This is a genomic window from Sphaerisporangium aureirubrum (assembly GCF_042658925.1).
Taxonomy (GTDB): Bacteria; Actinomycetota; Actinomycetes; order Streptosporangiales; family Streptosporangiaceae; genus Sphaerisporangium; species Sphaerisporangium aureirubrum.
Map to the genome: position 1 here is coordinate 133,113 of NZ_JBHSRF010000008.1, position 11,628 is coordinate 144,740.

Genomic DNA, 11,628 nt, shown 5'->3' on the forward strand with positions numbered 1-11,628 from the left:
GACAGGGCGCCCGGTGGTCTTTAGAAGAAGTAGCGGTAGCTGCCCCAGTCGTAGTCGTCGCGGGTGCCTTCGCCGACGCGGATGCGGAAGTTGTCGAAGGTGCCCTTGCGGAATTTGCCGGTGAAGTGGGAGGGGCCGAAGCGGTGGCCGCGGTAGATCTTGTGGTGCCAGCCGTTGTCGTCGTGCCACTGGAAGTCGATGTAGGAGTACTGGTTGTCGCGGTCGCGGTCGAACAGGTTGCCGTTGAAGTGGTAGTAGCCGTTCTGGGAGTACCAGTAGCCGGTGAAGTAGGAGCGGTCGCCGCGGTTCTCGTCGTGGTCGAAGCCGGAGTAGATGCGGCTGAAGCCGTGCCGGTCGGCCTGGGCCTGGGTGGCGGAGGCGGTGGTGGCCGTGGTGGTGGGGGTGGCGGCCTGGGCGGGGGTGGCGGCCATGGCGGTGGCGAGGCCGGCGGTGAGGGCGGCGGCGGCGAGCAGGGTGCGGGTCTTGCTCATGGTGGGTGCTCCTGGATATGCGGGTCCCGGGTGGGACGTGAGTTCGTTGTCGCCGGGGGAGCGTTTTGGTGTTGCTCGTTCCGGACGACGCTCACATTAGGAGCGGGGCAAGGGGGTGCTCTGCGTACGAATGCACACTCCCCACCGAGCGTGCAATACGGCACAAAGCAGGACAGTGTGCGCTGCTTGCCGGAGCGCTACGAATCCGTGGCGTGAGCCGGGGTCAGGCGGCGTAGACGTGGTCGCTGATGAGGCGGGCCGCGCCCACGACCCCCGCGGTGTCCTCCAGTTCGGAGAGGACGATGGGGAGGTTGCCGGTCGCCAGAGGGAGTGAGCGGCGGTAGACCACGCTGCGGATCTCCGCTAGCAGCACGTGCCCCAGGCGGGCCACCCCGCCCGCGATGATCACGAGGCCCGGGTTGAAGAAGCTGACCAGGCCGGCCAGGACCTGTCCGACGCGACGGCCGCCGTCCCGGATGAGCTGGACCGCGGCCGCGTCGCCCTGGGCGGCGGCGGTGGCGACGTCCTCGGCGGTCAGCGTCCCGGTGGCGATCAGCCGCTCGGCCAGATAGGGCGAGGCCCCCGAGCGCGCCGCCGTGTGCGCCTGCGCGGCCAGGGCGGCGCCGCCGAAGTAGGCCTCCAGGCAGCCGGTGTTGCCGCACGCGCACACCGGGCCGAGTTCGTCGACCCGGATGTGCCCGATGTCGCCCGCGCTGCCCGACACCCCGCGGTAGATCTTGCCGTCGACGACGATGCCGCACCCGATGCCGGTGCCGATCTTGACGAGCAGGAAGTCGTCGACCTGCCGCGCGAGCCCGGCGTGGAGCTCCCCGAGCGCCATGATGTTGACGTCGTTGTCGAGCATCGCCGGACAGCCCAGCTCCTGGCTGATCATCTCGCGCATCGGGTACCGGTCCCAGCCCGGCATGATCGGCGGCACGACCGGGACGCCTTCGGTGAAGCTGACCGGGCCGGGAACACCGATCCCGGCACCGTGGAGCTGGGTGAACAGCCCTTGCTCGCGCAGCTTCCCAGTGAGGGTGAGCACGCGGTCCAGCACGTGGGCCGGGCCGCGTTTGATGTCGCACGGCTCGCTGATGTGCCCGAGCACCGCGAGCTCGCCGTCCGTCACCGCGACGTCGACCGAGGTCGCCCCGACGTCGATCCCGGCGAAGCGGATGCCGCGCGACAGGCGCACCCGTCCGGAGCGGCGCCCGCCGCGCGAGGCCGCGAGCCCGTCGGCCTCGACCAGCCCGAGGTCCATCAGCCGGTCGAGTTCGGAGTTGAGCTTCGACCGCGACATCCGCCAGGGAGACGACCGCCATGGATACGGGTAGGTGGCGCCGGGCGTGAGCACCGGGGAGTCCGTGGGGGTGGCGGGCTCGGCGGTGATGCCCGCCAGCTCGGCTCGTGAGCATGTCCCTTCCCGCAACAGGCGCAGCAGCGCCGCCTGATGCGGCGTCTCCGGCCGGTTCGTCTTCACCCACCACTCCTCGGCGTAGCACTTGATCGGTTAAGTCGTTCCGTGGGAACGTACCGTGCTCCTCGACGCTCTGGGAAGGGCTTCTTTCTCTTCCCACGCTGATTTCGTTGGAATCACTAAAAGGGGAAAGCGCCGGGCGCGTCCGCGATCCTCGCCGGGATCGGCGTATAACACCAGGTGAAAGGCCATTGTGTCGGACATTCTACGAGAAGCCGGGCAAGTGGCTCGCATGACATGTTCCACTCAAGTTTCGTCGAACCAGTCAAAAGTTCTGTTCAGATCGACGATGGGACGTTACCCTCGCGGGAAAAGTTCGCCGGAGCGGAGGTACTCATGAGGCGCGTCGTACCCCGCCTGCTCGCCGTCGTCGCCTTGAGTCTGGCCGCCCTCTCCTTGGGCGGCGCCGTCCCGGCGTCCGCCCACGGGCGGCTCGTCGTCTCCACCCCGCTGGACGGGAGCGTGCTGGCCGAGCCGGTCGAATCCTTGTCGCTGGCCTTCACCGAGAAGCCCGCCTCCTTCGCGTACTTCACCGTGACCACGCCGAGCGGCCTCCGGGTCGACGGGCGCTGGTGGCACGCCGAGCCGTTCCGCCTCGACGAGCCGGTGCGCGAGTACCAGCTCGTGGACGGGGTGTGGGAGCCGCAGCTGTACCACACCGGGTTCCCGGTGAAGGTCCCGGTGACCCACTGGCCGGAGAAGGGGGCGTACGTGGCCCGCTACCAGACCGTCGCCTCCGACGGCGAGGTGGTGAAAGGGGAGGTCCGGCTCACCTACACCGGTCCCGTCATGCCCGCACCGGCAGGCTGGCTGGCCCCCACCGATGGGCCCGCCCAGGAACTGCTCGACGCGGCCCGGCAGTCGCCGCCCGCCGCCGGGCCGCCGGGACCGACGCCCACGTCCGCCGGAGGAAGCGCGACGCCCGCGGATGGTGGGAGCGCGGCGCCCGCGGATGGCGGCGGCATGCCGGTCTGGCTCCTGCCCGCCCTGCTGGCCGCCGGGGCCGTCGTCCTGATCGCCTGGCCCGCGAGACGCCGGAAGCGTCCCTGACCGATCCTGGAGACCCCCCATGCAGCCTCCCCGCCTCCCGGTGTCCGCGCTACTCCTGTTGTTGCTCGCTCTGCTGCTGGCCGGGACGACCGCGTGCGGCGGCGCCGCGCCGCCGCCGGCCGCGGCCGGCACCGTCAAGACGCTCGTCGCCTCCATCGCCGGCGGCACCGTGTCCCCCGCCCCGGGCCGGGTGGACGTCGCCCGCGGCCAGACCGTCCGGATCACCGTGACCAGCGACGTCGCCGACGTGCTGCATGTGCACGGATACGACAAGTCGGTGAGCCTGCGGCCGGGCGTCGCCGGCACGGTCGAGTTCGTGGCGGACACCAGCGGGATCTTCGAAGTGGAGACCCACGAGCAGGAGCTGCAACTGTTCCAGCTCCTCGTCAGGTAACCCGGGTGCTGCTCGCGCACGGCGTCGGAGACCGTCAGGACCTTCCCATCCCGTTCGGGCTCGCGCTGGCCGGAGCCCTGCTGGCCCTCGTGGTGTCGTTCGCGGCGCTCGGGGCGTTGTGGCGTGAGCCGCGCCTCGGCGGCGGCTTCTACGGCACGCGGCCGCTGCCGTCGTGGGTGCGGCGGCTGGTGGCCGCCCGGCCCTGGCCGTGGGCCTGGCGGCTGGCAGGGCTGGCCGCCACGGTCTACTTCGTGCTGGGTTTCGCCGGTCCGGACACGGCGGAGAATCCCACGGCCGGGGTGGTGTACGTCCTGTTCTGGGTCGGCCTGCTGCCGCTGTCGCTGGCGTTCGGCCCGGTCTGGCGCGGCCTCAACCCGCTGCGGACCGTGCACCTGCTGGCCTGCCTGGCGCTGCGGCGAGACCCGCGGCGCGGGCTCCGGGAACTCCCGCCGGGACTCGGGTACTGGCCGGCGGCCGGCGGGCTGTTCGCCTTCGTCTGGCTGGAGCTGGTGGCGCCGCACCGGGCGACCCTTCCCGTGCTCGGCGCGTGGCTCGGCGCGTACGCCGTCGCCATGCTGGCGGGCGCGGCCGTTTACGGGGCCCGGTGGTTCGACCGCGGGGACGCGTTCGAGGTCTACAGCGCCGTCGCCGGGCGGCTGGCCGTGGTGGCCCGGGACGCCGACGGGACGCTCGTCTGGCGTCATCCGCTCGACGGCGTCGCCGGTCTGCGCCCGGCCCCCGGGCTGGTCCCGTTCGTGGTGGTGCTGCTCGGGTCCACGATGTACGACAGCCTCTCCAACGCCCCGGTCTGGGTGCGCGTGCTGCAGGGAGGGTGGGTGCCGGCCCCGGTGGCCGGCACGGCGGGGCTCGTGCTGGTGACCGTCCTGGTGCTCGGCGCCTACCTCGGCGCGACCGGCATGGCGGCGCGGCTCGGCGGCCGGTCCGCGGCGGAGTTCGCCGGCGAGCTGGCCCACTCGGTCGTGCCGATCGCCGTCGGCTATCTGGTCGCGCACTACTTCACGCTCTTCGTGCTGGAGGGGCAGAACACCCTCGCCCTGCTCTCCGACCCGCTCGGGACGGGGGCGAACTGGCTGGGCACCCGCGCGTGGACGGTCCAGGCGTTCGGCACCTCCCCGGCGGGGACGGCGCTGCTCCAGGTGACGGTGATCGTCATCGGCCACGTGGTGGGGACCGTGCTCGCCCACGACCGGGCGTTGCGGCTCTTCGACCGCCGGACGGCGGTCATCGGCCAGCTGCCACTGATGGCGCTGATGCTGGCGTACACGGCCGGAGGACTGTTACTGCTCTTTGCCGCCTAATTCGGGAGGAATCGGACAAATTTCAACTTTCGCCTGGACAAGACAAAAGTTAAGAGTTCTCCGCCGAAACATCTAGACGACACAGGCGTAACATTCTACTGTTCGATCGTAACAAGCCGCACATCGAACAAAAGTGTGCAAGAGGTGCAGCGATTTGAGACCCAAGCACCGCATTCTCCGACTCCTGTGTGACGAAGGCCCTCTGTCCAGGGCGGAGATAGGCGACCGTCTCGGACTCCCCCGCACGCGCGTCGTCGCCGACCTGGAGCGGCTGACCGCCGGCGGGCTCGTCCAGGCGGCCGGTTCCGCCGCCTCCCGCGGCGGGCGGCGCTCCACTCTCGTCGAAGTGCACCCGGACATCCGCTTCGCCGGCATCGACCTCGGGGTCACCTCGATCGACATCGAGATCACCGACGGCCGGCTCAAGCCGATCGCGGCCTTCGGCGAGGCGGCCGACGTCAGGTCGGGGCCGAAGAACGTGCTCAGCCGGGTGAACGCGATCATGGCCAAGCTCCGGGCCGAGGGGGCGTACGAGCGCCTGAACGGCATCGGCATCGGCGTGCCCGGCCCGGTGAGCTTCCGCGACGGCGTGCCGGTGTCGCCCCCGATCATGCCGGGCTGGGACCGCTATCCGGTCCGCGAACTGCTGGCCCGCGAGCACAACTGCCCGGTGGTCGTCGACAACGACGTCAACATCATGGCGATGGGGGAGCGCTGTGCGGGTATCGCGCGCTCGGCCGAGAACGTGCTCTTCGTCAAGATCGGCAGCGGTGTCGGCTGCGGCATCTTCATCGGCGGGGAGCTCTACCGGGGCCCGGACGGCTGCGCCGGCGACATCGGGCACATCCAGGTCGAGCTCGACGACCCGATGTGCACCTGCGGCCACACCGGCTGCCTGGAGGCGCTGTTCAGCGGCATCGCCCTGGAGCGGGACGCCACCGTGGCCGGCCGCTCCGGCACGTCCACCGCCCTGGCCGAGCGGCTGGCCACCCGGGGCTCGGTGACCGCCAAGGACGTGGCCGAGTGCGCGGCCGACGGCGACACCGTCGCCACCCGTCTCATCCGGGACGGCGGCGGCCGTCTCGGCAGCGTGCTGGCCGGCCTGGTCAGCTTCATCAACCCGTCGATGATCGTGATCGGCGGCGGCCTCGCCGGCCTCGGGCACGTGCTGCTGGGCGAGGTCCGCAGCGCGGTCTACCGGCGCTCGCTGCCACTGGCCACCGGCAATCTGCCGGTCGTGCTCTCCGAGCTCGGCGCCCGGGCCGGTGTCGCCGGCGCGAGCTTCCTGGCCAGCGATCTGGCCTTCGCCGAGGCGGCGGTATGACGACCGGTGCGAATTCCCTCAGACCACCCCTGCGTGCGGACCCGAGCGGGTCCGCGGCCGGGGGAAAGCGGGGGCGGCAGGGAGGGCGCCGACCACCCTGCCGACCCGGCCCCGCTCACCGTGTCGGCGGAGGCCGTTGGGCGCTGACGGTACCTGCGCCCAAAGGGGTACCGACTCCGTTGATCGGTGAGCGGGGCGCCTCCTGGTGCCCTCATCACCATGGTCACTCACGACGAGCCGTGGCGGCCATCCAGGCCGCTTCTATCTATAGATGCAGAAGTATTGGCGATCAAACCAAAAGTATGGACAGTCCGATCTAAAGCTCCTACTGTGTCGCTCATCGCAGAATGTGTTTCATCTACGTTTCCAATCGGCGTGGATACGGGGATGGCGGCGGTGATCGACACGAAGCACCCAAAGAACGGCTCCGGCGCGGCGGCGCGCGCCCTGCCTGGCATAACAGTCAGGAAGGGACACGATGTATCCCACACCCCCCAAACGTCCATGGCGGATGATCGGTGCGGCCCTGTTGCTCGTCGCGGCGAGCATCACCGGTGTCGCGACCTCGATCGTGACGGCCGCGCCCGCGTCGGCGCATCCCATCAACGCCAACGAGTTCCAGCAGGTGACCCTCGCCAAGGGGGTCGCCGACACGGGCGAGCCGATGTCGATGGCGGTCCTGCCGGACCGCTCGGTCCTGCACACCTCCCGCGACGGCACCCTGCGGCGCACCAACGCGGCCGGTGACACCGCGCAGGTCGCGAAGCTCACCGTCTACAACCACGACGAGGAAGGTTTGCAGGGCGTCGGGGTGGACCCCGCCTTCGCCACCAACCGGTACATCTACCTGTACTACGCGCCGCCGCTGAGCACCCCCGCCGGGGACGCGCCGGCGAGTGGCACCGCCGCCAACTGGACCACCTGGACCGGAGTCAACCGCCTCTCGCGCTTCACCCTCAACGCCGACTACTCGGTGAACATGGCCAGCCAGGTCAACGTCCTGGACGTGCCCGCCAACCGCGGCATGTGCTGCCACGTCGGCGGTGACATCGACTTCGACGCGGCCGGCAACCTCTACCTGTCGACCGGCGACGACACCAACCCGTTCGAGTCCTCCGGGTACTCGCCGCTCGACGAGCGCACCGAGCGCAACCCCGCCTACGACGCGCAACGGAGCGCGGGCAACACCAACGACCTGCGCGGCAAGATCCTGCGGATCAAGGTGAACGCCAACGGGACCTACTCGATCCCCACGGGCAACCTCTTCGCGCCGGGCACCGCCAACACCCGGCCCGAGATCTACGCGATGGGCTTCCGCAACCCGTTCCGGCTGAGCGTCGACAAGGCCACCGGCATCGTCTACGTCGGCGACTACGGTCCCGACGCGGGCACGACCGACGCGAACCGCGGCCCCTCCGGGCAGGTGGAGTTCAACCGCATCACCAGCCCCGGCAACTACGGCTGGCCGTACTGCACGGGTTCGAACAGCACCAGCGAGACCTACAACGAGTGGAACTTCGCGACCAACGCCACCGGCGCGAAGTTCAACTGCGGTGGCGGCCCCACCAACAACTCGTTCCGCAACACCGGCCAGTCCACGCTGCCCGCGGCCCGCGCGGCCTGGATCCGCTACGCCGGCGACGCCGGTACCCCGTCGGCGTTCGGCGGCGGCAGCGAGTCCCCCATGGGCGGCCCGGTGTACCGCTACGACGCCGCGAACCCCTCCACCACCAAGTGGCCGCAGTCTTTCGACGGCCTGTACTTCGCCGGTGAGTTCGGCCGCGGATGGATCAAGCCCATCCACCTCAACTCGGACGGCACCCCGGGCACCATCGACACGTTCCCGTGGAACGGCAAGCAGGTCATGGACATGGCCTTCGGCCCCGACGGCGCGCTCTACGTGCTCGACTACGGCACCGGCTACTTCAACGGCGACGCCAACTCGGCGCTGTACCGGTACGACTACGTCGGCGGCGGCGGCAACCGCGCCCCGACCGCCGTCGCGGCCGCCAACAGGACGTCGGGCGCGGCGCCGCTCGCGGTGACCTTCTCCTCCGCGGGCTCCACCGACCCCGACGGCGACCCGATCACCTACGCGTGGGACTTCGGCGACCAGACCACGTCCACCGCGGCGAACCCGACGAAGACGTACACCGCCAACGGCACCTACACCGCCACGCTGACGGTGCGCGACAACAGAGGCGGGGCCGGCACCGCCAACGTCACCATCACGGTCGGCAACACGGTGCCGGTCGTGACGATCACCTCGCCCCTGGCGGGTCAGCTCGCCGCGTTCGGCGACAGCGTGCCGTGGAGCGTGACCGTCACCGATCCCGAGGACGGCCAGATCGCCTGCTCGCGCGTCACGATGTCGTACGTGATCGGCCACGACCAGCACGCGCACCACATCACGTCGCAGAACGGCTGCTCGGGCACGATCACGATCCCGCCCGACGGTGAGCACGACGACGCGGCGAACATCTTCCCGGTCTTCGACGCGTCCTACACCGACAACGGCGGCCTGGTCGGCCGGGCGCAGAGCATCCTGCAGCTGAAGAGGCGTCAGGCCGAGCACTACAAGACCTCCTCCGGCGTCGGCCTCTTCACCAAGACCACGGCCGAGGGCGGCAGGACCGTCGGCGACATCAACAACGGCGACTGGATCCAGTTCGACCCGTACCGCATCAACAACGTGACGTCGTTCACCGCGCGGGTCTCCTCGGCGGGCGCGGGCGGCACGGTGCAGATCCGCACCGGTTCGCCGACGGGCACCGTCCTCGGGTCCGCGACGGTGACGCCGACCGGCTCGTGGGAGACGTTCGCCAACGTCACCGGCACGGTCAACGGCGCGGGGGCCACCGGCACCTCGCTCTACCTGACCTTCGCCGGCGCGGCGACGGGCGCGCTGTTCGACCTGGACAGCTTCACGTTCACCACCGGCACCACGACGAACCCGACCCCCGGCACGATCAAGGGCCTGGGCGGCAAGTGCCTGGACGTGCGGGGCGCGTCCGCCGCCGACGGCACCCAGATCCAGATCTACACCTGCAACGGCACGGCCGCGCAGACGTGGGCCCGTACCGGGCAGACCTTCCGCGCCCTCGGCAAGTGCCTCGACGTCTCCGGCGGCAGCACCGCCGACGGCGCCAAGATCCAGCTTTACACGTGCAACGGCACGGCCGCGCAGAACTGGACGGTCAACGCCGACGGCACGATCCGCAGCGTGAACTCGGCAAAGTGTCTCGACGTGACCGGTGGGAACACCGCGGACAGTACGCCCGTGCAGCAGCTGACCTGCACCGCGGGCACCAACCAGAAGTGGACCGTTTCCTGACCGTCAGGCGCCGTGGGCACCCGTGCGAGCGCGGGTGCCCACCGTCCCCCAACCGAAGAGGTCCCATGCGCAGACTCCTGGCAGGCGTGAGCGCCGCCATCGTCCTCGCCGTACCGATGCTCCACGCGTCGCCCGCGCAGGCCGCCGACGCGCCCTACGACGTCCTCGTGTTCTCCAAGACCGCGGGTTTCCGGCACGACGCGATCCCGGTGGGCATCCAGACCATCCAGCAACTCGGCGCGGCCAACAGCTTCACGGTCACCGCGACCGAGGACGCCAACGCTTTCACCACGGGCAACCTCGCGCAGTACGAGGCCGTGGTCTTCCTCAGCACCACGGGCGACGTGCTCAACGCGGCCCAGCAGACCGCGTTCGAGTCCTACATCCGCGGGGGCGGCGGCTACGTGGGCGTCCACGCCGCCGCCGACACCGAGTACGCCTGGCCGTTCTACGGTCAGCTCGTCGGGGCCTGGTTCGTCAGCCACCCGGCGATCCAGCAGGTCACCTCCAGGACCGAGAACCGCGCGCACCCGGGTACGGCGCACCTGCCGCAGGCCTGGACCCGCACCGACGAGCTGTACAACTACCAGTCCAACCCGCGCTCCACGGCCCGCGTCCTCGCGACGCTCGACGAGTCCACCTACTCCGGCGGCTCGATGGGCGCCGACCACCCGATCACCTGGTGCAAGACCATCGACAGCGGGCGCTCGTTCTACACGGGCTTCGGCCACACCCAGGCGTCCTACGCCGAGACCCCCTTCCGCAGCCAGCTCCTCGGCGGCATCAGGTACGCGGCCAAGCGCGCCCACGCCGACTGCCGGCCGGAGACCGGGTACACCGCGCTCTACAACGGCGCCACGACCGGCTGGTCGCAGTCCGGGCCTGGCTCCTTCACCAACTCCGACGCCACGCTGAGCTCCAGCGGCGGCATGGGCCTGTTCTGGTACAACGCCAAGCAGTACACCAACGGGTACTCGCTGAAGGCCGACTGGCGGCTCACCGGGGACAGCAACTCCGGCATCTTCGTCGGCTTCCCCAACCCCGGAGGTGACCCGAACGTCGCGGTCAACCAGGGCTACGAGATCCAGATCGACGCCACCGACACGACGGACCGCACCACGGGCTCGATCTACTCGTTCAAGTCCGCGGACATCGCCGCGCGCGACGCCGCGCTCAACCCGCCGGGGGAGTGGAACACCTACGAGATCCTCGTCGAGGGCCAGCGGATCCGCGTCTACCTCAACGGCTCGCTGATCAACGACTTCACCAACACCGACCCGAACCGCAACCTGGACGGGTACATCGGCCTGCAGAACCACGGCGCCGCCGACCAGGCCTCGTTCCGCAACGTCCGAATCAAGGAGCTCAACGGCCAGCCGCCGGCCAGCGCGCTCGTCCAGGCCGAGGCGTTCAGCTCCGTCAACGGCGCGCAGGTGTTCACCAAGGCCGGCGCCAACGGCGGCCAGACGCTCGGCTACATCGACCCGGGCGACTGGGCCGGCTACACCAACGTCAACGTCGGCGGCGCCACGTCGCTGCGGGCGCGCGTCGTCTCCGGCGGCTCGGGCGGCCAGATCCAGGTACGCACGGGTTCGCAGACCGGCCCGATCCTCGGCACCGTCAACGTGCTGAACACCGGTGGCTGGGAGACGTTCGCCAACGTGACCGGGACGCTCAGCAACGTCCCGACCGGCAACGCCACCGTGTTCCTCACCTTCACCGGTACGGGCACCGGCTTGTTCGACGTCGATGAGTTCGAGTTCGTCAAGGGCCAGCAGCCGTCGGCGAACCTGGCGCTGAACAAGCCGGCGACGGCGTCCAGCACGGAGAACGCGTCCTACCCCGCCTCCAACGCGGTGGACGCCTCGACGACGACCCGCTGGTCGAGCGCGTTCTCGGACCCGCAATGGATCCAGGTGGACCTCGGCGCGACGTACACCGTGAACCGGGTGCGCCTGGTGTGGGAGGCCGCGTACGGCTCGGCCTACCAGATCCAGACGTCGCCCAACGGCTCCACGTGGACGACGGTCAGGTCCGTCACCGGCGGCAACGGCGGTGAGGACGACAACACAGGCCTGAGCGCGTCGACCCGGTACGTGCGCGTCAACGGCACGACCCGGGCCACACCGTACGGGTACTCGCTGTTCACCTTCGAGGTGTACGGCAGCTGAATCCCGCGGCCGGCCGGGAGCCCCCCTCCCGGCCGGCCGCGTCCACTCAGCCGTTCCACGCAAGG

General features: G+C 70.3%; 8 protein-coding genes. 6 read left to right on the forward strand and 2 right to left on the reverse strand.

The window, feature by feature from the left end:
* Positions 1-20: 20 nt before the first annotated feature.
* The gene (locus ACFP1K_RS08915) at positions 21-491 is read right to left on the reverse strand and encodes a hypothetical protein (RefSeq protein ID WP_380748935.1); all 471 of its coding nucleotides are present in this window, start codon (positions 489-491) and stop codon (positions 21-23) included.
* A 223-nt stretch (positions 492-714) separates the two neighbouring features.
* Positions 715-1,974: an ROK family protein gene (locus ACFP1K_RS08920; protein ID WP_380748937.1), complete on the reverse strand. Its 1,260-nt coding sequence runs from the start codon at positions 1,972-1,974 to the stop codon at positions 715-717.
* Positions 1,975-2,307: 333 nt separating this feature from the next.
* Between ACFP1K_RS08920 and ACFP1K_RS08925 the strand changes: the two genes are divergently transcribed.
* The 6 genes from ACFP1K_RS08925 to ACFP1K_RS08950 all read left to right on the forward strand — a co-directional run bounded on the left by ACFP1K_RS08925 (position 2,308) and on the right by ACFP1K_RS08950 (position 11,563).
* The gene (locus tag ACFP1K_RS08925) at positions 2,308-3,021 is read left to right on the forward strand and encodes a copper resistance CopC family protein (RefSeq protein WP_380748939.1); all 714 of its coding nucleotides are present in this window, start codon (positions 2,308-2,310) and stop codon (positions 3,019-3,021) included.
* Between the two features lie 19 nt (positions 3,022-3,040).
* Positions 3,041-3,415, forward strand: coding sequence for a hypothetical protein (locus ACFP1K_RS08930; RefSeq protein WP_380748941.1), 375 nt, complete (start codon positions 3,041-3,043; stop codon positions 3,413-3,415).
* Between the two features lie 5 nt (positions 3,416-3,420).
* Positions 3,421-4,734 carry a hypothetical protein gene (locus tag ACFP1K_RS08935; RefSeq protein WP_380748943.1) on the forward strand — a complete coding sequence of 438 codons (1,314 nt, stop codon included), beginning with the start codon at positions 3,421-3,423 and terminating at the stop codon, positions 4,732-4,734.
* Between the two features lie 154 nt (positions 4,735-4,888).
* Entirely contained in the window at positions 4,889-6,058 is a 1,170-nt protein-coding gene (locus ACFP1K_RS08940; protein WP_380748945.1) for an ROK family transcriptional regulator, read from the forward strand.
* A 511-nt stretch (positions 6,059-6,569) separates the two neighbouring features.
* Positions 6,570-9,392, forward strand: coding sequence for a PQQ-dependent sugar dehydrogenase (locus ACFP1K_RS08945; RefSeq protein ID WP_380748947.1), 2,823 nt, complete (start codon positions 6,570-6,572; stop codon positions 9,390-9,392).
* A 65-nt stretch (positions 9,393-9,457) separates the two neighbouring features.
* Positions 9,458-11,563 (forward strand): ThuA domain-containing protein, encoded by a 2,106-nt coding sequence (locus ACFP1K_RS08950; RefSeq protein ID WP_380748949.1) that lies wholly within the window; start codon positions 9,458-9,460, stop codon positions 11,561-11,563.
* Positions 11,564-11,628 lie beyond the last annotated feature (65 nt).

Excerpts from the sequence above, each read along its gene's own strand:
- ACFP1K_RS08915 (WP_380748935.1), bottom strand. The coding sequence starts at position 491 with ATGAGCAAGACCCGCACCCTGCTCGCCGCCGCCGCCCTCACCGCCGGC.
- ACFP1K_RS08925 (WP_380748939.1), top strand. The coding sequence starts at position 2,308 with ATGAGGCGCGTCGTACCCCGCCTGCTCGCCGTCGTCGCCTTGAGTCTG.
- ACFP1K_RS08930 (WP_380748941.1), top strand. The coding sequence starts at position 3,041 with ATGCAGCCTCCCCGCCTCCCGGTGTCCGCGCTACTCCTGTTGTTGCTC.
- ACFP1K_RS08945 (WP_380748947.1), top strand. The coding sequence starts at position 6,570 with ATGATCGGTGCGGCCCTGTTGCTCGTCGCGGCGAGCATCACCGGTGTC.
- ACFP1K_RS08950 (WP_380748949.1), top strand. The coding sequence starts at position 9,458 with ATGCGCAGACTCCTGGCAGGCGTGAGCGCCGCCATCGTCCTCGCCGTA.